The 18,243-nt window shown below is 66.7% G+C and carries 24 protein-coding genes and 1 tRNA gene; 16 read left to right on the plus strand and 9 right to left on the minus strand.

All coding sequences use genetic code 11. From position 1 onward, the window contains the following. Positions 1 to 7: 7 nt before the first annotated feature. From gpt to ILT42_RS18440, 6 genes are all read left to right on the plus strand, one after another. Positions 8 to 514: a xanthine phosphoribosyltransferase gene (gene gpt / locus ILT42_RS18415; RefSeq protein ID WP_204217235.1), complete on the plus strand. Its 507-nt coding sequence runs from the start codon at positions 8 to 10 to the stop codon at positions 512 to 514. Between the two features lie 21 nt (positions 515 to 535). Continuing rightward, positions 536 to 2,092: an AMP-binding protein gene (locus ILT42_RS18420; protein ID WP_204217236.1), complete on the plus strand. Its 1,557-nt coding sequence runs from the start codon at positions 536 to 538 to the stop codon at positions 2,090 to 2,092. A gap of 96 nt (positions 2,093 to 2,188) precedes the next feature. After that, positions 2,189 to 2,485, plus strand: a complete 297-nt coding sequence (locus ILT42_RS18425) for a hypothetical protein (protein WP_204217237.1) — start codon at positions 2,189 to 2,191, stop codon at positions 2,483 to 2,485. Between the two features lie 277 nt (positions 2,486 to 2,762). Beyond that, positions 2,763 to 4,076 (plus strand): porin, encoded by a 1,314-nt coding sequence (locus tag ILT42_RS18430; RefSeq protein WP_204217238.1) that lies wholly within the window; start codon positions 2,763 to 2,765, stop codon positions 4,074 to 4,076. A gap of 101 nt (positions 4,077 to 4,177) precedes the next feature. Then, positions 4,178 to 4,624: a DUF4174 domain-containing protein gene (locus ILT42_RS18435; protein WP_204217239.1), complete on the plus strand. Its 447-nt coding sequence runs from the start codon at positions 4,178 to 4,180 to the stop codon at positions 4,622 to 4,624. A gap of 61 nt (positions 4,625 to 4,685) precedes the next feature. Further along, positions 4,686 to 5,801 carry a hypothetical protein gene (locus ILT42_RS18440; protein WP_204217240.1) on the plus strand — a complete coding sequence of 372 codons (1,116 nt, stop codon included), beginning with the start codon at positions 4,686 to 4,688 and terminating at the stop codon, positions 5,799 to 5,801. Here the strand turns inward: ILT42_RS18440 and ILT42_RS18445 are convergent. After that, complete coding sequence (locus tag ILT42_RS18445; RefSeq protein ID WP_204217241.1) at positions 5,786 to 6,211, minus strand: TIGR02588 family protein; 426 nt, start codon at positions 6,209 to 6,211, stop codon at positions 5,786 to 5,788. The two genes, ILT42_RS18440 and ILT42_RS18445, sit on opposite strands and share 16 nt — an antisense overlap. 11 nt (positions 6,212 to 6,222) lie before the next feature. Continuing rightward, positions 6,223 to 7,086, minus strand: coding sequence for a TIGR02587 family membrane protein (locus ILT42_RS18450; RefSeq protein ID WP_204217242.1), 864 nt, complete (start codon positions 7,084 to 7,086; stop codon positions 6,223 to 6,225). Positions 7,087 to 7,259: 173 nt separating this feature from the next. On the opposite strand from ILT42_RS18450, the gene ILT42_RS18455 reads away from it, so the two are divergent. Both ILT42_RS18455 and ILT42_RS18460 read left to right on the plus strand, forming a co-directional pair. Beyond that, complete coding sequence (locus ILT42_RS18455) at positions 7,260 to 7,427, plus strand: hypothetical protein (protein WP_204217243.1); 168 nt, start codon at positions 7,260 to 7,262, stop codon at positions 7,425 to 7,427. Between the two features lie 53 nt (positions 7,428 to 7,480). Then, positions 7,481 to 7,714 (plus strand): DUF6894 family protein, encoded by a 234-nt coding sequence (locus ILT42_RS18460; protein WP_204217244.1) that lies wholly within the window; start codon positions 7,481 to 7,483, stop codon positions 7,712 to 7,714. A 191-nt stretch (positions 7,715 to 7,905) separates the two neighbouring features. Here ILT42_RS18460 and ILT42_RS18465 read toward each other — a convergent pair whose 3' ends face one another. Then, on the minus strand, positions 7,906 to 8,262 hold the full coding sequence (locus tag ILT42_RS18465; protein ID WP_204217245.1) for a hypothetical protein: 357 nt from the start codon (positions 8,260 to 8,262) through the stop codon (positions 7,906 to 7,908). 178 nt (positions 8,263 to 8,440) lie between these two features. Between ILT42_RS18465 and ILT42_RS18470 the strand changes: the two genes are divergently transcribed. Further along, positions 8,441 to 8,656, plus strand: a complete 216-nt coding sequence (locus ILT42_RS18470; protein WP_204217246.1) for a DUF6894 family protein — start codon at positions 8,441 to 8,443, stop codon at positions 8,654 to 8,656. A 21-nt stretch (positions 8,657 to 8,677) separates the two neighbouring features. Here the strand turns inward: ILT42_RS18470 and ILT42_RS18475 are convergent. The 3 genes from ILT42_RS18475 to ILT42_RS18485 form a co-directional block, all read right to left on the minus strand. Beyond that, positions 8,678 to 8,762, minus strand: a tRNA-Leu gene (locus ILT42_RS18475). A gap of 64 nt (positions 8,763 to 8,826) precedes the next feature. Continuing rightward, positions 8,827 to 10,002, minus strand: a complete 1,176-nt coding sequence (locus ILT42_RS18480; RefSeq protein ID WP_204217247.1) for an FAD-dependent monooxygenase — start codon at positions 10,000 to 10,002, stop codon at positions 8,827 to 8,829. 4 nt (positions 10,003 to 10,006) lie between these two features. Continuing rightward, entirely contained in the window at positions 10,007 to 10,270 is a 264-nt protein-coding gene (locus tag ILT42_RS18485) for a zinc-finger domain-containing protein (RefSeq protein WP_204217248.1), read from the minus strand. Between the two features lie 154 nt (positions 10,271 to 10,424). On the opposite strand from ILT42_RS18485, the gene ILT42_RS18490 reads away from it, so the two are divergent. From ILT42_RS18490 to ILT42_RS18510, 5 genes are all read left to right on the plus strand, one after another. Then, positions 10,425 to 11,189 carry an alpha/beta fold hydrolase gene (locus ILT42_RS18490; RefSeq protein WP_204217249.1) on the plus strand — a complete coding sequence of 255 codons (765 nt, stop codon included), beginning with the start codon at positions 10,425 to 10,427 and terminating at the stop codon, positions 11,187 to 11,189. Positions 11,190 to 11,199: 10 nt separating this feature from the next. Further along, positions 11,200 to 11,688 (plus strand): class I SAM-dependent methyltransferase, encoded by a 489-nt coding sequence (locus ILT42_RS18495; RefSeq protein ID WP_204217250.1) that lies wholly within the window; start codon positions 11,200 to 11,202, stop codon positions 11,686 to 11,688. Positions 11,689 to 11,820: 132 nt separating this feature from the next. Beyond that, on the plus strand, positions 11,821 to 12,648 hold the full coding sequence (gene cysE / locus ILT42_RS18500) for a serine O-acetyltransferase (protein ID WP_204217251.1): 828 nt from the start codon (positions 11,821 to 11,823) through the stop codon (positions 12,646 to 12,648). 91 nt (positions 12,649 to 12,739) lie between these two features. Further along, positions 12,740 to 12,952: a DUF3126 family protein gene (locus ILT42_RS18505; RefSeq protein ID WP_324617751.1), complete on the plus strand. Its 213-nt coding sequence runs from the start codon at positions 12,740 to 12,742 to the stop codon at positions 12,950 to 12,952. A 14-nt stretch (positions 12,953 to 12,966) separates the two neighbouring features. Then, complete coding sequence (locus ILT42_RS18510; protein ID WP_204217253.1) at positions 12,967 to 13,497, plus strand: gamma carbonic anhydrase family protein; 531 nt, start codon at positions 12,967 to 12,969, stop codon at positions 13,495 to 13,497. 15 nt (positions 13,498 to 13,512) lie between these two features. Here the strand turns inward: ILT42_RS18510 and ILT42_RS18515 are convergent, their stop codons facing one another. Further along, positions 13,513 to 14,136: a transglutaminase-like cysteine peptidase gene (locus ILT42_RS18515; RefSeq protein WP_204217254.1), complete on the minus strand. Its 624-nt coding sequence runs from the start codon at positions 14,134 to 14,136 to the stop codon at positions 13,513 to 13,515. Between the two features lie 360 nt (positions 14,137 to 14,496). Here ILT42_RS18515 and ILT42_RS18520 point away from each other — a divergent pair, with 360 nt between their 5' ends. Both ILT42_RS18520 and ILT42_RS18525 read left to right on the plus strand, forming a co-directional pair. Further along, positions 14,497 to 15,315, plus strand: a complete 819-nt coding sequence (locus tag ILT42_RS18520) for a rhomboid family intramembrane serine protease (RefSeq protein ID WP_204217255.1) — start codon at positions 14,497 to 14,499, stop codon at positions 15,313 to 15,315. Positions 15,316 to 15,465: 150 nt separating this feature from the next. After that, on the plus strand, positions 15,466 to 15,897 hold the full coding sequence (locus ILT42_RS18525; RefSeq protein ID WP_204217256.1) for a CBS domain-containing protein: 432 nt from the start codon (positions 15,466 to 15,468) through the stop codon (positions 15,895 to 15,897). 46 nt (positions 15,898 to 15,943) lie between these two features. On the opposite strand, the gene ILT42_RS18530 is transcribed toward ILT42_RS18525, so the two are convergent. After that, on the minus strand, positions 15,944 to 16,942 hold the full coding sequence (locus tag ILT42_RS18530; protein WP_204217257.1) for a patatin-like phospholipase family protein: 999 nt from the start codon (positions 16,940 to 16,942) through the stop codon (positions 15,944 to 15,946). Between the two features lie 78 nt (positions 16,943 to 17,020). Further along, on the minus strand, positions 17,021 to 18,160 hold the full coding sequence (locus ILT42_RS18535) for an MFS transporter (protein ID WP_204217258.1): 1,140 nt from the start codon (positions 18,158 to 18,160) through the stop codon (positions 17,021 to 17,023). Positions 18,161 to 18,243 lie beyond the last annotated feature (83 nt).

An 18,243-nucleotide genomic window follows, 5' to 3' on the forward strand; every position in this document is an offset into this window, starting at 1 on the left:
CATCCTCATGTCGCCAACCTCTCCGAAAGCCTTTCCGGTCTCCTGGGATCAGTTCCACCGCGATGCCCGCGCGCTCGCCTGGCGCCTCGCGGCCGCAGGGCCGTTCGAGGCCATCGTGTGCATCACCCGGGGCGGTCTCGTGCCAGCCGCCATCGTGGCTCGCGAGCTGGACGTGCGGCTGATCGAGAGCGTGTGCATCGCGAGCTATCACGATTACAAGAACCAGGGCGACCTGCAGGTCCTGAAGGACATATCGCCCGCCGTGAAAGCCCTCGGCGACGGAGCCGGGAAGGGCGTTCTCGTGATCGACGACCTCACCGATACCGGCAAGACCGCCAAGATCGTGCGCGACATGCTGCCGAACGCTCATTTCGCCGCTGTCTACGCCAAGCCGTCCGGCCGTCCGATGATCGACACCTTCGTGACGGAAGTCAGCCAGGACACCTGGATCTACTTCCCGTGGGATATGGGCCTGTCCTATCAGGCGCCGATTCGGGAAGGGGCGGCGGGCTAAGGGCCCCGCCGCGTTCCCCCGATGGCCGAACTCGACCTCGCCCGAACCCGCAAGTCCCTGTTCACGGCGCTCATCGACGCCCGGGACGCTCATGGCCGGGGCAAGGTCGCCCTGGAGGATCCCGAGCGTCAGCCGATCACCTTCGGCCGCCTCGTGCTCGGCGCCCTCGTGCTCGGCCGCAAGCTTGCGGCCTCGACACAGGGCGGGCGGCCCGTGGGGGTGCTGCTGCCGAACGTCCAGGGCATGGCCGTGACCCTGTTCGGCCTCAACGCTTTCGGTCGCGTGCCCGCGCTCCTCAACTTCACGGCCGGGATCAAGAACCTAACGGCGGCCTGCGAGGTGGCGGGCCTGTCGACCATCGTGACCTCGCGCCGCTTCGTCGAGCAGGGCAAGCTCGACGACGTGCTGGCGGCCTTGAGCGAGGGCCGGGAGGTGATCTGGCTCGAAGACGTGCGGAAGTCCATCACGAGCATCGACAAGGCCCGCGGCGTCATCGACAGCCTGCTGGCGCGGTGGATCCACCGGAAGGCCGGGATCGGTCCCGACGATACCGCGGTGGTGCTGTTCACGTCGGGGTCGGAGGGCAAGCCCAAGGCCGTGGCCCTGTCCAACGCCAACCTCGTGGCGAACGCCTATCAGGTCAAAGCCCATGCCGGCGACGTCCTGCAGCCGGACGACACCTTCTTCAACCCGCTGCCGATGTTCCATTCGTTCGGCCTGACGGCGGGCCTGCTGACGCCGGTTCTCAACGGCATCAAGACGGTCCTGTATCCGAGCCCGCTCCACTATCGGCAGATCCCGAAGCTCATCGCCGGGACGAACGCCACCATCGTGCTGGCCACCGACACGTTCCTCCAGGGCTATGCCCGCGCGGCCGGAGAGGGGGACCTCAGAACCGTCCGCTATGTCATCGCCGGCGCCGAGCGCGTGAAGGACGAGACCCGGCGCCTGTGGGAGCGCTACGGCACCACGATCCTGGAAGGCTACGGCGCGACGGAGTGCTCGCCCGTGATCGCCGTGAGCCTGCCGCATCGCAACCGGCCTGGCAGCGCCGGGCCTCTGCTGCCCCTGATCGAAGCGCGCCTCGATCCCGTGGAAGGGATCCACGAGGGCGGACGGCTCGTCGTGCGCGGACCGAACGTGATGAAAGGCTACCTGGATCCGGACGGCAGCGGGCGCATCGATCCGCCGGAAGGCGGCTGGTACGACACGGGCGACATCGTCACCCTCGAAGACGGGCTGGTCACCATCCGGGGGCGGGCCAAGCGCTTTGCCAAGGTCGGAGGCGAGATGATCTCGCTCGCGGCCGTGGAGACCATCGCGCAGGGCCTCTGGCCCGAGGCCAACCACGTGGTGGTGGCTCTGCCCGATGCCCGCAAGGGCGAACAGGTGGTGCTCATCACCGACAAGCCGGATGCGGACCGGGAGGCGCTTCTGGCCCATGCCCAGGCGCAGGGCTACCCGGAATTGTGGGTGCCGAAAGCGATCCTGGTGTCCGGGGTACCCGTCCTCGGCTCCGGAAAGGTCGATTACGCCGCCGCCACCGAGATGGCCCGGCGCTTGCAGAGCATGCTCTGACCGGCGTCGTACACGCGATGGTGAATCGCGCGACCGTAACCATTTGGCCATTCGAGCGTTAAAACGGCTGCCCCATCGCGCTGCGAGTCATCCGGTATGCTGAAAAGTGCCGCCCTGTCCTTGGTCGTCTGCCTGAGTGCCACAGCAGCTGTCGCGCAAGGCCGGCCGAACTCGCTCAACATGACCTGCGGCCAGGCGCGTCAGCTCGTTCTCTCGCAGGGCGCCGTGGTGATCGGCACGGGACCCAACATCTACGATCGCTTCGTCCGGGACGGCGGCTTCTGCCAGGTCGGCGAGTACCCGTCGGCGGCTTGGCTGACGACCCGCGACAATCCCCAATGCGTCGTGGGCTTCCGCTGCCGCAGCGGCCCGCCCGACGAATTCGGCGGCTGAGTCCCACAATTCGACCGGACCTCGCACGTTCGAGGGACATGCCGTTACGTCAGCAGGGCTGCCGTTTATTAAGAACCTCTAAAAACTGCTGTTGCGCTTTTGTGACAGGGATTGGGAGAGTGTATCAATACACCCTGGGTTGCCTCGTTTTTGTGCAGATTGCCCGCCGAACGATCTTCGCCCGAATTGCTCCGTCCACGGGCAGGAGTATGGTTGGCATCGCACAAGGAGATCAGGGGGGCTGATCTTCTCACCCAGTGATTTTCGGAGATTTCCCATGAAGCTCGTCAAGAGCCTGCTGCTCGGCTCGGCTGCCGGTCTCGCCGCCTTTGCGGGCGCCCAGGCGGCCGACCTTCCGGTCAAGAAGGCCGCGCCCGTTGAATACGTCCGGGTCTGTTCGACCTACGGCTCGGGCTTCTTCTACATCCCCGGCACGGATACCTGCCTGCGGGTCTCGGGCCGCGTACGCGCCGATTACCTGTTCAACTCGCCGCTGACCCGCGCATCCGACGCCGTCGGATTCCGGGCCCGTGGCCGCATCCAGCTCGACGCCCGCACGAACACGGCCTACGGCCTGCTCCGCTCGGTGGTCCGCATGGAAATCACCCGCGATTCCGGCACGCCCTTCGGCCGCACCGGCGCCATCGGCCAGTCGCCCAACATCGATCAGGCCTTCGTGCAGTTCGGCGGCCTGACCGCCGGTCGCGTGGAATCGTTCTTCTCCAACACCGACCTGCCGACCCAGCATATGGGCACCCTGCGCTTCGACGACGCCCCGAACGTGAACCTGTTCGCCTACACCTTCACGTTCGGCAACGGTTTCTCGGCCACGGTCTCGGTGGAAGACGGTCTCGACCGCCGCTACAACGACGCTACGTTCGATGATGCCGCGGCTTTCGCGTATGGCGGCCAGCGCATCCCCGACGTGGTCGGCAACATCAAGTATTCTGGCACCTGGGGCACGGCTCAGCTTTCCGGCGCCCTGCACCAGCTTCGCGCCGCAACGCCTTACACGGCCTTCGGCTTCGCGGATTATCCCGACACGGAGTACGGCTTCGCGGTCGCCTTCGCGGGCAGCGTGAACCTGCCTCAGATCGCCGAGGGTGACGCGCTCTGGTTCGCCGCCACCTACGCCGACGGCGCCCTGGGCTACCTCAGCGGCGGCAACGACGTGCTGAACACCAACCCGAACACCGCCCTGGGCGGCACCGGCCTTCTGGGCTTCACGGACGCTTACGTCGATCCGCTGACGGGCGACATCAAGCGCGGCCGCGGCTGGGCTCTCGCCGGCGGCTTCACGCACTACTTCACCCCCGAAGTGCGCGCCAGCCTCTTCGGTTCGTACCTTCGCGTGAACTATTCCGGCGCCGCCAACGCTCTGACCGCGACGGGCTACAACGGTTTCGTGGACTTCAACGAGTGGCGCCTGGGCGGCAACGTCTTCTGGCAGCCGGTGAGCGGCCTCGACATCGGCGTGGAGGCGATCTACGTCAAGCTCGACGCCCGCAACCGCTTCGTTCTGCCCACGGGCAGCGCCTACAACGACGACCATGCCTGGGAAGGCCGTCTGCGCGTCCAGCGCGACTTCTGATCCCGCCGCCTGATCCGATCGTGAAGGCCCCGGTGGAAACACTGGGGCCTTTTGCCGTTGAAGCTGTGTTCCCGCACCGGGAGCACCTTGGGAGCATTCGGATGGTCCGACGGCGGGTCACGGTGGTTCTGCGCGCGATGGCCAGCGCAGCGGCGGCCGCTGTCATGGTGGGAGGCGTATCGATGAGTGCAGGGGCGCAGGGCGGCGATCCGCTCTCATCCTATCTCTGGCAGAAGCGGATTCTTCTGGTCTTCGCGCCGGGTGCGTCCGATCCGCAGCTTCGGGAACAGCGGCGGATCGTAGCCGCCGCGGACGGCGCGGCGCGCGACCGCGACCTCGTGGTGATCGAAGTGACCGGCACCGGCCCCGGCGACGTGGATCTGCGGCGTCGGTTCGCGCCCGGAGCCGGGGGATTCCGGGCCGTGCTCATCGGCAAGGATGGCGGCGCGAAGCTGTCGTCGGACACGCCGCTCGCGGCCGAGCGCTGGATCGAGACCATCGACGCCATGCCCATGCGCCGGCAGGAGCAGCGCCGGCAGGGCAGTTGAGCTTCATGAAAAGCTTAAGCACTTGCGGCTATCAAGGATGACTCCGTCGGAGCCTCTAGCCTTGAGCGACATCTTTCACAGGGTCAGTGCCCGCGACATTGAGGTCGTGGTCGATTGCCGCGTCGGCCATATTCGCCGCCTGACCGCGAAGGTGGGCGGCAGGCCCGTGGAGCCGCTCCACACGGCGCCGTGGGTGGATGATCCCGCGATCCTGGCGGACGAGAGCATTACGCCCAACGCCCGGCATCTGTCGGGCGACTTCTTCTGCGCGCCGTTCGGGCGAAACGACATCGACGTCCAGCCCACCCACGGCCTCCCGGCGAACGCGCCCTGGCAGGTTCTGGATGTCGTGCCGGATCCGCGCGGCGGCACGCTGGCGCGCTACGAATTGCGCGCGTCCGTCCTCGGCGCCAGGTTGATCAAGGAACTGCGCGTCCTCGACGGCCATCCCTTCCTGTACGAACGCCACATCTTCGAAGGCGGCGAGGGCGCTCTCCCGGTCGCCAACCACGCGATGACGCGCATCAGCGGTTCGGGGCGCATCAGCGCCTCCCGCAAGCGTTTCGGCGTGACGCCCGCCGTCCCCATGGAGACGGACCCGTCCCGCGGGCGCTCGGCGCTCGCCTATCCGGCCCGGTTCGACGATCTGAGCCTCGTTCCGAGGATGCACGGCGGCACGGCGGACCTGACGCGCTATCCGTTCGCGGAGCGTCACGAGGATTTCGTGATCCTGGTGGAGGAGCCCGGCAACGCGGTGGGCTGGACCTGCGTGGCGCGCCAGCCGGAGGGGGACGTGTTCCTCAGCCTCAAGAACCCGTCCGAACTGCCGTTCACGTTCTTCTGGATTTCCAATGGCGGCCGCGACTTCCACCCCTGGAACGGTCGGCACGTCGGCGTCCTAGGCGTGGAGGATGCGAGGTCCTACGGGGGCTATGGCCATCGGGCGTCCGTGGCGCCGAACGAATTCTCCGAGGCGGGCTTTCCAACCGCATTGCACCTCGACCCCAATGGGCGTGTTGGGGTGCGAAACGTGATCGGAGGTGTCCCCCTCCCGCCGGGATGGTCAAGGGTGGCGGATGTGCAGGTGGAGGACGACCGCATCGTCCTGGCCGGTCCGGCGGGCGAGACGGTCTCCCATCCGTTCGACGGAACGTTCCTGCTTCAGGGGTCGGTATAGCTCGTCGGCGCGATCCTGAGCGCGCCCGAAGCGGGGTCGTCCCGGAAGATCAGGCTGGCCTTGCGCTCCGAGTGCGGCGGGACGTAGTCGAGCTCGGTTTCCGCCTCCTCGAGGGAGTCGCCGCGTCGCAGCTCGCCGCGGATGCGCACGGCCGCCGCCGTGGACCCGCCCCGGTTGATGGCCCGGAACTGGACGACGTAACCGGAGGGCGACCGGGTGGTGTCCGAGACCTGGACCTCGATGCTCGGCGTCGTCCCGTGCTCGGCAAGGCCGAAATACACCATGTAGCCGACGATGGCCGCCACCAGGACCGCGCCGAAAGCGGCTGCGACCCATTCCCAACGCGACGTCGACGGCCGCCCCGGGGCCGGCTCGGAATTCTGACCGTTCTGGCGGTTGGGATCGTTCAAGGGCGGGGCTCCTACAGGATCAGCCGGGCAGCGGCCGCGCCGATCGCGCCGGGGAAGCCGAGCACGATGCAGGCGCTCAGAAGCGCCTCCGGACCCATTCCGAGGGTTCGGTCGAAGGTCCAGAGCAGGTAGAGGGACACCAGCAGCACGATGGCGTAGCCAACGATCGTGAAGCGGAAAAAGAGGCTCAGGAAGGTTGCGTCCGGGTGATGCCGGGGCTTCCCGGCGAACTCCACCGAGTAAACGAAGGCGTGCATGATGAGGAGCGAGAGCACGAGCAGCCCAAGCTGCTGCCACGGCCCCATCATGTAGGACACCAGAACGATCTCCTCCGTGGGAGCGACGTTGAGGGCCAGGAACAGGGCGCCCGCCACCATGAGGAAGAGCTCCTGCCCATAGCTCGGCTCGCGTCTTCGGCGAGACTGACGGGTATCCTCCTCGTCCCCGGCGCCGGCCATCTGACCCTCGGCGAGCACCGCCCCGACGCTGCCCGCGAAGGTCTGCAACAGAACCTTCCCAAGGATCTCCCGCGAGGACATGTCCGGACCGATCACGCCGAAGATCAGAAGGATGACGACGGCCATGATTGTGGCGACCGCGATGGCCACGAAGGCGTCGACTGCGTCGTCCCGCAGCGTCTCGGTGGATTCGAACCCGCCCACGTAAGAGAGCCCCGTCAGGAGCGGCACCATCAACAGCAAAAGGAGCGCGAGTTTCCAGGGATTGGCATAGAAGCCGATCCACCACATCTCCATGGTCATGAGCATGGGGAGACCGAACAGGAGAGCGCCTGCGAAGGCGCGGGCAAGGCCGACCAGGAACTGCCGGTCCTCCGAGGGATGCGCCCTCGTGGTCTTGCCGTTTGTTGCTTTCACGCCTGAAGCCACGGCCTTCACTCACGCAACCATTGCCTTCATTCTGTGCCAGCCCGCACCGGTTTCAAGGCATCGGCCAAGCTTCCCCTAACGGATACGCGACGGCCCGTCACATAGGCGTGGAGCGTTCCATCTGATTTTCGTGATGGAGCATAACCGGGGCTGCGGGGCATATGAGTGAGTTGGTGATCGCCTATCTGGGCGTGGTGATCGTGCTGTTGACCCTGTCGACGAGCATCGGCGGCGAGGAGGGCGTCGATCTCAAGCATATCCTCATCGCGGCGTTCGGTTGGCCTCTCCTGGGGCCCGTGCTGGCCTGGCGGGCATGGCTTGCGCGTTGAGGCGCTTTTGGCCAATCTGAAGCCGCCCGCCCCGTAGCGTTCGAGTTCTGACCATGCCCCTGTATTTCTTCAATATCCGCGACGGCTATGAGGTGGACGAGGATGAGGAGGGCGTCGAGCTTCCGGATCTCGAGGCCGCCCGCGCCGAGGCTCTCGCCACCGTCGAGGAGCTGCGCGACCAGATTCCGGACGCGGACGATATCCAGCTCGAGATCACAGACGATACAGGCCGCCGTCTCCTGACGGTGCCCTTCAGCCGCCGCTCACACGGCCACCGGCGCCGATAGCGGACACCGAACCTTAAGGATTCGCGCGGGAGACTGGTCCTCGCCGCCGTCGCGGCTGAGGAATGCCGGTATGCGTACGCTCGCCCTCGTGCTCCCCACCCTCGTGCTCGTCCCGTTCGCCGGCGCCTGCGCGGCCGCCGCGACGATCCTGGTCTCCGCCCTGGTGAGTCCCTGACGCCCGTCCGTTCGGCTCAGTTCGGAATCGCCGCCGAGGGCAGGGTGCTCCGGTCGGGACTGCGGTAAACGCTCTTGGGCACGTCGTCCGGGGCGATGGGCTCGCCCCGGTAGGCCGGGCGCGGTTCGTCTTCGCACACCTCTCGACCGCGCTCGTATTCCGGGCCGAACACCCCGATCCGGCGCTGAATCTGCGTCCGGCAGGTCTGCGTCTGGAGGCCGCGGTTCGAATCGACGGTCACGCTGCGTTCGTAGGCGCGGCCGGACCCCTCGTAGGGATCGTATTGGAACTGGCTGACGGACATCTCCGCGCCTCCCGCGCATCCGGCGAGAGCCAAGGCGAGAGTGCCCCAGACGAAAATTTTGGCATTCATGGCGAATCTCACGCGCTGTCCCGATGCGCCGGACCCTGCCGGCAGAGCCCGGGAGACTGTGTAGGGGTGTCCGGTCTCCGACACAATGTTCGGCCGTCCCAGGAGCGCCCGGCCGATCCTGGCACGCGAATTGCTTTTCGTTCGACGTCGTTCAACCTGTCCATCATGGGAGCGTTCAATGCCGCGCTATTACTTTCACCTCCAGAACGAGCAGGATTTGGACATGGACGACGAGGGCATCGAACTCCACGACGACGAGGAGGCCATCGGCACCGCGGTGGACACGGCGCAACGCCTTCGCCGGGGGCTGCTCTACCGGGTCGATGCCCGGAATCCTTGGAAGATCTACATCGCCAACGAAACCGGCCACCTGCTCCGGGACGTGTCGTTCTGACGGTCAAGGCTGACGCCAAGCTGGTGCGGACGGCGGGGATCGAACCCGCACGGGCAAGCCCGAGGGATTTTAAGTCCCTTGCGTCTACCAGTTTCGCCACGTCCGCGTGAGGGGAAGCGTTAGCGATCCGTGGTCCCCAGCGCAAGGGGGCGGGCTCGAGAGGGCGTGGCTTAGGGCCCGTAGCCGTAGAGCCAGGCATATCGTTCCGTCATGCCCTCGGGGCCCAGGCGGCCCATGACGAGGTTGCGGGCGAGCGCCAGCGGGCCCGACAGGTGATAGATGCGACCGTTGCGACGGGCCTCGCCCTGCACCCGCGCGACGCGGCCGAGCCTCTGGCCCTCATAGGCCTGGAACGCGAGGGGGATCGTCGGCGCGCGCCGGAGATGATCCGCCAGCGCCTCGGCGTCCTCGATGGCAAGCGCCGCTCCCTGCGCCAGGAAGGGCAGTACCGGATGGGCCGCGTCGCCCAAGAGAGCGAGCCTGCCCCTTGCCATCCGGGTCGCAGGCCGGTCCGCCAAGGACCAAAGCAGCCAGGACTCGATCCGCCCCAAGAGGTCCCGCAGCGGCAGGCAGGCGGTGCGGTAATGGGCGACGAGCTCCGCTCCGTTCCCGGGCGCCGCCCATCCTTCGACGGGCGTGCCGGTTCGCTGGATCGCCACGACGTTGAGGAGCCTGCCACCCGCGACGGGGTAATGCACCACGTGGCCGCGCCCGCCGAGCCAGAGGCCGGTCTCGTTGGCGGCAAGCGCGGGAGGGACCTGCTGCATCGGCAGTGTGGCGCGCCAGGCGACGTAGCCCTGAAAGTCCGGCGCCTCGTCTGTCCCGAGGGCTGCGCGAAGCCTGGACCAGACCCCGTCTGCCCCCACGACGGCCTTGACCCGGAGTACGTCGCGCGTCCCGGTGTCCGATCTCAACGACACGTCCACGCCCTCAGGGGTCTCGGTGACGCTTTCCGCCATCCGGCCCATCACGAGACGGATCGCGGGCTGGGAGCGCACGGCGTCGAGGAGAATCGTCTGCAGGTCGGCCCGGTGCACCACCCAATAGGGCGCGCCGAACCGCTCGCGCATGAAGGCGCCCAAGGCGATGCGCCCGGCCTCCCGGCCCGACCGGATCGCCCGGACGACCACTCTCTCCGGCTCGCCCACGGCGCGGCGCAGGGCAGGCCCGAGCCCGAGGCCCAGGAGGATCCGGCTGGCATTCGGCGAGAGCTGGAGCCCGGCCCCGACCTCGCTGAAGCCCGTGCGCCGCTCGACCAGCATCACCCGATGGCCCGACCGGGCCAGCAGAAGGGCGGCCGTCAGGCCGCCGATGCCGGCACCGACGACCGCGACGGGGAGGTCCACCGCGTCAGCGCGAGGAAGGGTCGGTCGCGAAGTCCGGCTCCCACACGCATTCGCGCGGCCGGGCCTCGCTGGCCTTCAGGGTGGCGTCGTACTTGTACAAGGTCGAGCAGTACGAGCAGACGACTTCCTCGTCATAACCCATGTCGATGAAGATGTGCGGATGATCGAAGGGCGGCCGCGCGCCGATGCACATGAATTCCTTGGAGCCCACGTGAATCACGGCGGCGCCGATATCGTTGTGGAAATGCGGGGTGCCCTTGTCGGCCATCGTCCATGCCCTGTGGTCTGAGATTGGGCGGCACCATAATGTTTGACGAGCCATGCGCCTAGAGTGGATTTTGCCGTTCCGGGATTGCGAGAATCCGGGTCCCCCGGCGGGCAAAATGCTCTAGGGTGCGGCAAAACGAGTGTGTTCCAAGCCCATGTTGTTCTTCAATTCCGGCGGCGTCAGCATCGCCTACGTGGACCAGGCCCCGGATTCGGGCCACGGGGATCCGATCGTCCTCATCCACGGTTTCGCCTCCAGCCACGCTGTGAACTGGCTCAATACCCTCTGGTTCAAGACCCTGAACCATGCGGGTTTCCGGGTCGTCGCCTTCGACAACCGGGGCCATGGCGAGAGCGAGAAGCTCTACGATCCCGAGGCCTACAACTCCTATACCATGGCGGACGACGCCCGCCGCCTTCTCGACCATCTCGGGATCGAGCGGGCCGACGTGATGGGGTATTCCATGGGGGCCCGCATCGCCGCCCACATGGCGCTCCGATCCCCGGAGCGGATGCGATCCCTGCTCATGGGCGGGCTCGGGAGCCATCTCGTGGACGGGGTCGGGCTGCCGCTGGGCATCGCGGACGCCATGGAGGCGCCCTCCCTGGACAGCCTCACCGACCCGATGCAGCGTATGTTTCGCGCCTTCGCCGATCAGAACGGCAGCGACCGCCGGGCGCTGGCGGCCTGCATCCGGGGCACGCGCCAGTCCCTGACGGCGGCGGAGGTGGGCTCCATCACGCTCCCGACCCTCATCGCGGTGGGCACCAAGGATGCGGTCTCGGGCCCGGCGGAAGGACTCGCCCGGCTGATGCCCAACGCCACGGTTCTCGATATTCCGGGCCGGGACCACAACCTCGCGGTGGGCGACCGCGTCCATAAGCAGGGCGTTGTGGACTTCCTGTCCCGGCGGCCATGAGAGGCGGCTCATGACACGGCTCGACAGCGCCATCCGGCGCCTCACGGCGCAACGCGACCTCCTCGACTGGGCCGCCTGCGAGATCGCTCCCTCCGGGCTGATCGTCGAGCTCGGCCTCGGCAACGGGCGCACCTACGACCACCTGCGCCAGCGGCTGCCAGGCCGGGAGATCTACGCGTTCGAGCGGAAGGTCGCGGCCCATCCGGACTGCATTCCGGGCGACCCTTACCTGATCGTCGGCGACATTTTCGAGACGCTCCCCGCCTTCACGGAGCGGGTGGGAACGGGCTCCGTGGCCTTGATCCACGCGGATATCGGGTCCGGGGACGAGGCCTCAAACGCGGCGGTGGCGCGGCGGATGTCGCCTCTCTTCGAGCCCCTGCTGATGCCGGGAGGGCTCCTGCTCGGCGATCGGCCCTTCATCCTGCCCGGGTGCAAGGATCTTTCGGATGAGGCCAGCGTTCCGAAAGGGCGCTACTTCGTCTACCGGCGCCTGTGATAATTATTTTCTCTCTGGGAAAGACCCGCGATAGCGCGAAAGTGTCGTGGGCGCGAGTCGATGGGGCTAGGTAACGGGCCGAAACGGTCTTATCTGTCCCGGCATCGGCCGCTGGCTGTCGAGGAGAATGCCATGAATCAGATCCGGATGAAGCCGGAGGGCAAAGCCCTCGTGGCCACGGTCGACCCGCTCTGGGATCGTCTGCGCCGGGAGGCCGAGGACGCGGTGCACGACGAGCCCGCCCTGGCGGGCTTCATGCTGAGCTCTGTCCTCCACCAGCCGAGCCTGGAGGCCGCCGTCATCCACCGGGTCGCGGCCCGCCTCAGCCACCCGGCCGTTCCCAACGACATCATCCAACAGACCTACCTGGAAGCGGTGGACAGCGACCCGGCCATCGGACAGGCCTTTCGGGCGGATATCGCGGCGGTCCTCGACCGCGACCCGGCGGCAACCCGCGTTCTCGAGCCCGTCCTGTACTTCAAGGGCTTCCACGCCATCCAAACCCACCGGCTGGCCCACTGGCTTTGGACCCGGAAGCGCCAGGATTTCGCGCTCTACCTTCAAAGCCGGTCCTCGGACACCTTCCAAACCGACATTCATCCGGCGGCCCGCATGGGCCGGGGCATCTTCCTCGACCACGCCACCGGACTGGTCATCGGCTCGACGGCCCTCATCGAGGACAACGTGTCCATGCTCCAGGGCGTGACCCTCGGCGGCACCGGCAAGGAACGGGGCGACCGGCATCCGAAGATCCGCCACGGCGTGCTCATCGGCGCCGGCGCCAAGATCCTCGGCAATATCGAGGTCGGTCACTGCGCCCGGGTCGCCGCGGGCTCCGTCGTGCTTCAGCCGGTGCCCCACAACGCGACGGTGGCAGGCGTTCCGGCCAAGGTCGTGGGATCGGCAGGCTGCGCCGAGCCCGCGCGGTCCATGGACCATTTCCTCATGGACGGCATCTAGGCCCTTTCCGCGTGTCCCGGGGGGCAAGCCTGCTTGCCCCCGCATGCCCGACGTGGCAAGTGCAGGGCATTCAACAATGAAAGGGTTCGCAGTGGACAAGACCGAGATGGCGAAGATTGAGCGCTACCTGCGCCAGACCTTTGCAAATCACTCGATCCGCGTCGTCGGACGGCCGAAGAAGACCGATTCCGCTGAGGTTTACATCGGCGAGGAGTTCGTGGGCGTGCTCTTCCTGGACGACGAGGACGGCGATCGTTCCTTCAACTTCACGATGGCGATCCTCGACACCGATCTCGAGGACTGAGGGACCGGACGGCGATGCCAGTCTACAGCCTTGACGACGCCACGCCCGACCTCCCAGAGGCCGGGCGTTTTTGGATCGCTCCCGATGCGCATGTGATCGGCCGGGTCCGCCTCGCGCCGGATGTGGGCATCTGGTTCGGATGCGTTCTGAGAGGCGACAACGAGTGGATCGAGATCGGGGAGGGGACCAATGTCCAGGAGGGCTGCGTCCTTCACACCGACATGGGCGCTCCGATGCGGATCGGGCCGAACTGCACCATCGGCCATCGCGCCATCCTGCATGGCTGCACCATTGGCGAGAATTCCCTGATCGGCATGGGCGCGACGGTGCTCAACCATGCCCGGATCGGCGCCAACTGCCTCGTGGGCGCCAACGCCCTGGTTACCGAAGGCAAGGAATTTCCCGATAATTCGCTGATCGTAGGGTCGCCCGCGCGCGCCATCAAGGCCCTCGGCCCGGATGCCGCCGAACGGCTGAAGGCGTCCGCGCAAGGTTATGTGAAGAACTGGCAGCGCTTCGCGAAGGGCCTGAAGCGGGTCGAGTGATCCGCCAGCTCCGGCCTATTTATTGGCCGTGGTGGTCGGCGAGGTGGTGATGCCGCCCAGCGACACCCAGGCCGAGGCCTCCTGGCTCTCGCGCTTCACGTAAGCATAGCCCGTCTGATCCCAGGACAGAACCGCCGACGTCTTGTTGTCGAGGATGTAGTCGCCTTTGTCGGTGCGCACCATCAGCACCGCATGGCCCTCGCCCAGCTCGTCGATGACAACCGTCATGCGCATGGCGCGGCGCGGAAGGCCGAGATCGGCGAGGAGCTTGCGCTTGAGAAGTTGATAATCCTCGCAATCGCCCTTGCCGTCGATGGGAAACGACCAGTAATCGACCACGCCGAGGTGGTCCTGGTCCGTGACGGGCTTCACCTCCGCGTTCACGCGCTTGTTCACCGACACGATGGCGTTCCAGACCTGCGAGGTCAGGGTGATGATCCGCGGCTCGTTGGAATTGACGGCGCATTCCGCCGGATTCTTCTCGCAGAACTTGACCCATCCGAGGATCGGCTTGGCCGTACCGCTGTTCTGGATCGGCTGACCGCCCGACGGCAGCGACGCCACGGTCTGGGCCTGGACGGCGGAACCTGAAACCAACGCAAAACCGAGAAACGCGATCTTGAAAATGTGGCGACCCATGAAGCGCCGGGCGCGAGCAACCGAACCAAACTTGGAAATCAATGACTGCCCCATGCCCCACCAGCCGGTTAAACTTCTTTTAACCAAGCTCGCATGGTTGCCGGGAGGGCTCAAGCTTAAAGTAAAAGGTGAGTTAACGCGTCGCGGAGCCGTTGGTTCCGTTATGGTTAACGAAACGTAAATTTTTATGAGAACGTAAGGTAAGTCATTGTTTCAAAAGGAAACATGCGGCGCGAATTTCCAGCCTACGGGACTGTGCACATCCCGCCGCGGGCTCTATGGTAACGGTCTCCTGCTGAACTGCGTTCAAACGATGGCGCGATCGCCCAGCGCCCAGCCAAGAAGTTTCCGTAACGTCATATGCCTCTCCCTCAAGCGAATCCCCGAGAGCCGATCTTCAACCTGCCGGCCGTCGTTCTTGCGTCCCTGGCGCTGTTGGTCGGCATCCACGCGCTGCGCGACCTCGTGCTCTCGGATGCCGTCAATTTCGACATCCTGATCGATTGGGCCGTCATTCCGGCCCGATGGGCGGCGGCCTATGGGGGTGTGCCGCCCGACGAGATCCTGAACGCTCTGTCCTCGAGCCCAGGAGACGAGCCCTCGCTGCCCCTCGAGCTTGCCCGCTACATCCTGGCGCAGGGGTCGGGCCATCCGCTGAGCGGCTTGACCTACGCTCTCCTGCACGGGTCCTGGACCCATGTGCTCATGAACGGGGTGTGGCTTGCGGCCTTCGGGACGCCCGTCGCGCGGCGCTGCGGAGCGTTGCGCTTTCTTCTGCTGGCCGCCGCCGCCGCACTGGCCGGCGCGATCTTCTACACGGTGGTGCACCCGCTCCAGGTCATCCCGCTCATCGGCGCGTCCGCGGCGGTGTCCGGCATGATGGCGGCCGCCGCGTGGTTCATGTTCTCGCCACCGGTCTGGATGCTGGAAGGCCGGATCTCCGAGCCCCACGAGCGCCCGAGGGAAAGCCTGGCCGGTCTCGTGACCAATCGCCAAGTGCTGCTGTTCTTAGGGGTCTGGCTTCTCATCAACTACTTCTCGGCGGCGTTCGCCGAGCCTCTCGGGGTCACGGATGCCAGCATCGCCTGGGAGGCGCATATCGGCGGCTTCCTGGCCGGCTTGCTGCTGTTTCCCCTGGTCGACCCCCTGCCGCCACGGGAGCGGCGCGCCTCGGCTTGAAATGCTCGGATTTCTGCCCGATGATCCCCCGATGAACAGGGTCGGGGCCGTTCCGCCTGTTTGACGCGGGACGAGAAACCCCCGGCCTCAGGCAGGCCGCTGGCCGCGCGGGCACGCCGTTCGCGAAGGCCGGGCCACGGAGGGTGCCTCATGAGCGTCAACAACATCCTGCAGACCAAAGGCACGAAGGTCGCGACCATCGCGTCCACCCACACCATGGGCGAGGCCATCAAACTGCTGGCCGAGTGGAAGATCGGTGCGCTTCTCGTGACCGACGGGGTGAAGCCGGTGGCCGGCATCATTTCCGAGCGCGACATCGTCCGGGCCATCGCCCATAAGGGGCACGCCATCCTCGGCAGCTCTGTCGCCGATCACATGACCCGGGACGTGGTGACCTGCACGAGCAAGTCGGACATCACCGACATCATGGAACTCATGACCCGAGGCCGCTTCCGACACCTGCCGGTGGTGGAGAACGACAGGCTCGTCGGCGTGATCTCCATCGGCGACGTGGTCAAGCACCGCCTCGCCGAAATCGAGGCGGAGACCCAGGCCATCAAGGACTACATAGCCACGGCTTGAGAGATCGTCCGCTCGAGCCCCCGGGTCGCGTGCGGCATTGCGGGCCTCAGGCCTGCTCGGATTCCTTGATCAGGTCGAGGATATCGGGCAGGGCCCGCTCGGCCGCCTGCCGGCCCAGGGTGATGTACTCTTCCGCCCTGTGGAACTCGAACAGCCCCATCTTGGCGAGCTTGGGCGAGATCATGATGTCCGGCGGATCGCCCGCGAGCCGGGAACGGGCAATCCGGTCCTGGGTGATGTTGAAGGCATCCACCATGACCGTGGCGAGGCCCGGCGCGTTGGGCTTGTGCGGGCGGTTCGACCGGATCGGGAACAATCCCCAGCGGCGTGGCTCGCTGATGGCCGACTCGATCTCCTGCTGGTCGCTGGTGTCCGATTCGTAGGATTGGATCACCGTGCCGCGAACGCGGATCTCGCCATTCAGGTTCACGCAGATCACGAGATCCGCGCCCAGCGCCCGAGCCGCCGTGATTGGAATCGGGTTGACGAGCGCTCCGTCCATGAGCCAGCGACCGCCTACGCTCACGGGTTCGAACACGCCCGGCAGGGCGTAGGACGCCCGCATGGCCTGAACCAGGGACCCTTTCGTCAACCAGACCTCATGGCCGCTCACCAGTTCGGTGGCGATGGTGCAGAAGCGGATCTGGAGGGTTTCGACCCGCTCGTCGGTCAGGTCCTGGTCCAGCAGCCGCTGGAGCCGTCCGCCGCCGATGAGGCCCGTGCCGCTGATATTGAAGTCGAGCAGTCCCATGACGCGGCGCTTGGTCAGTGCGCGGGCGAAGGCCTCCAGGTTGTCGAGCTTGCCGGCCGCGTAGCAGCCGCCCACCACGGCCCCGATGGAGCTTCCGGCAATCACGTCCGGCGTGATGCCTGCATCCTTGAGCACGCGCAGGACGCCGATATGGGACCAGCCCCGCGCCGCACCGCCGCCCAGGGCCAACCCAATTTTCAGCTTGGTGCGAGCCTTCCGCTCGACCGGTCCCTGCGCGTCCATGCCGCCGCCACCCGATCCGATGTTCCTTCGAGCGATGTTATCCCACAACATGGTCCGGCTCCAGGCTCGCCCATGCATGGCAGGATCTCATGAAGAGGTGATGAACGGCGATGGAGCAGGAGCGGTACGTCATGCGAAGGAGGACACGACCCGACGGGCCATGAGCATCACGGCCAGCGCCAGAAGGACCAGGACCGAGAGGGCCGCCCGGAGGCCCACCGCGTCGCCCCCGAAACCGATGAAAGGTGGACCGAAAAGCAGGCCCGCATACCCGAAGGTAGCCACCATGGCGACCCCGATCCCGGGCGGAATGCCCTTGACCTGGGTGGCGGCGCTGAACAGAACGGGCACCACGTTCGCCAGGCCCAGCCCCATGATGGCGAAGCCGAGAATCACGACCGATGGCGTCGGGAGCGCCAGGGCGAGGGCCAGCCCGCATCCGGCCAGGGCTGCCCCCATGACAATCGTGCGCACCCGTCCGAACTTGTGCACCACCGCGTCTCCCAGCAGGCGGCAGGCCGTCATGGTGAGGGAGAATGCCGCGAATCCCGCCGCCGCCATGTCCAGGGAGGCCCCGGCCACGGTCTGGAGGTAGATCGCCGACCAATCCACGAGCGCGCCCTCGATGAGGAAGCACATGAGGGTCATGATGGCCAGACCCAGGATGGCCCCGCGGGGCCACGCGAAGGCATGGCCTTCCTCCGCCTTGCCCTCGTGCAGCACCCGCGCGGATGCCGCCAGGAACAGAAGCGCCATGGCGGAGCACGACACGGCCAGGGTCGCCACGACGCCGAGATCGGCCTTGATCATCAGCCCAGACGCGGTGGCGCCGAGGAGGCCGCCGAGGCTGAAGAAGGCGTGGAAGGAGGACATGATGGGGCTGCCCCATTCCCGCTCCACGGCCGCCGCGTTGGTGTTCATAGACACGTCCATGGCCCCGTTGCAGGCGCCGGCCAGGAGGGAGGCCACGATCAGGAGGGGCAGATTGGGCGCGATGCCGGGCAGGAAGAGCGTGACGGCGAAGCCGAACGCCGCCGCCAGGACGGTGGTGCGGCTGCCCAGAAGGCCCGACAGCCAGCCCACCACCGGCATCAGCACCACCGCGCCGAGCCCGAAGGCCAGGAGCGCGAAGCTGATCTGACCGTCGGACAGGGACAAGGCGTCCTTGAAGCGGGGGAGCTGGGCCGCCCAGGTGCCGATGCCGAAGCCGTTGCCGAAGAAGATCGCGGCCGCGGCGGCGCGGGCGGAGAAGCGGGGATGCGAAATCATGGGATGCACATAACCGGTGGAAGGCGTTCTCGCACCCCACCAGAATCGGGGGGCTGCCCTGTGGGGGCGGACAGGCGGCTCCG

This window comes from Microvirga pudoricolor (assembly GCF_016892705.1).
GTDB classification, from domain to species: domain Bacteria; phylum Pseudomonadota; class Alphaproteobacteria; order Rhizobiales; family Beijerinckiaceae; genus Microvirga; species Microvirga pudoricolor.

What these genes read in the sequence shown, in the direction of transcription:
- gpt (WP_204217235.1), top strand. Translation starts at nt 8, where the DNA reads ATGTCGCCAACCTCTCCGAAAGCCTTTCCGGTCTCCTGGGATCAGTTC.
- ILT42_RS18420 (WP_204217236.1), top strand. Translation starts at nt 536, where the DNA reads ATGGCCGAACTCGACCTCGCCCGAACCCGCAAGTCCCTGTTCACGGCG.
- ILT42_RS18425 (WP_204217237.1), top strand. Translation starts at nt 2,189, where the DNA reads ATGCTGAAAAGTGCCGCCCTGTCCTTGGTCGTCTGCCTGAGTGCCACA.
- ILT42_RS18430 (WP_204217238.1), top strand. Translation starts at nt 2,763, where the DNA reads ATGAAGCTCGTCAAGAGCCTGCTGCTCGGCTCGGCTGCCGGTCTCGCC.
- ILT42_RS18435 (WP_204217239.1), top strand. Translation starts at nt 4,178, where the DNA reads ATGGTCCGACGGCGGGTCACGGTGGTTCTGCGCGCGATGGCCAGCGCA.
- ILT42_RS18455 (WP_204217243.1), top strand. Translation starts at nt 7,260, where the DNA reads ATGAGTGAGTTGGTGATCGCCTATCTGGGCGTGGTGATCGTGCTGTTG.
- ILT42_RS18460 (WP_204217244.1), top strand. Translation starts at nt 7,481, where the DNA reads ATGCCCCTGTATTTCTTCAATATCCGCGACGGCTATGAGGTGGACGAG.
- ILT42_RS18465 (WP_204217245.1), bottom strand. Translation starts at nt 8,262, where the DNA reads ATGAATGCCAAAATTTTCGTCTGGGGCACTCTCGCCTTGGCTCTCGCC.
- ILT42_RS18470 (WP_204217246.1), top strand. Translation starts at nt 8,441, where the DNA reads ATGCCGCGCTATTACTTTCACCTCCAGAACGAGCAGGATTTGGACATG.
- ILT42_RS18485 (WP_204217248.1), bottom strand. Translation starts at nt 10,270, where the DNA reads ATGGCCGACAAGGGCACCCCGCATTTCCACAACGATATCGGCGCCGCC.
- ILT42_RS18490 (WP_204217249.1), top strand. Translation starts at nt 10,425, where the DNA reads ATGTTGTTCTTCAATTCCGGCGGCGTCAGCATCGCCTACGTGGACCAG.
- ILT42_RS18495 (WP_204217250.1), top strand. Translation starts at nt 11,200, where the DNA reads ATGACACGGCTCGACAGCGCCATCCGGCGCCTCACGGCGCAACGCGAC.
- cysE (WP_204217251.1), top strand. Translation starts at nt 11,821, where the DNA reads ATGAATCAGATCCGGATGAAGCCGGAGGGCAAAGCCCTCGTGGCCACG.
- ILT42_RS18510 (WP_204217253.1), top strand. Translation starts at nt 12,967, where the DNA reads ATGCCAGTCTACAGCCTTGACGACGCCACGCCCGACCTCCCAGAGGCC.
- ILT42_RS18515 (WP_204217254.1), bottom strand. Translation starts at nt 14,136, where the DNA reads ATGGGTCGCCACATTTTCAAGATCGCGTTTCTCGGTTTTGCGTTGGTT.
- ILT42_RS18520 (WP_204217255.1), top strand. Translation starts at nt 14,497, where the DNA reads ATGCCTCTCCCTCAAGCGAATCCCCGAGAGCCGATCTTCAACCTGCCG.
- ILT42_RS18525 (WP_204217256.1), top strand. Translation starts at nt 15,466, where the DNA reads ATGAGCGTCAACAACATCCTGCAGACCAAAGGCACGAAGGTCGCGACC.
- ILT42_RS18530 (WP_204217257.1), bottom strand. Translation starts at nt 16,942, where the DNA reads ATGTTGTGGGATAACATCGCTCGAAGGAACATCGGATCGGGTGGCGGC.
- ILT42_RS18535 (WP_204217258.1), bottom strand. Translation starts at nt 18,160, where the DNA reads ATGATTTCGCATCCCCGCTTCTCCGCCCGCGCCGCCGCGGCCGCGATC.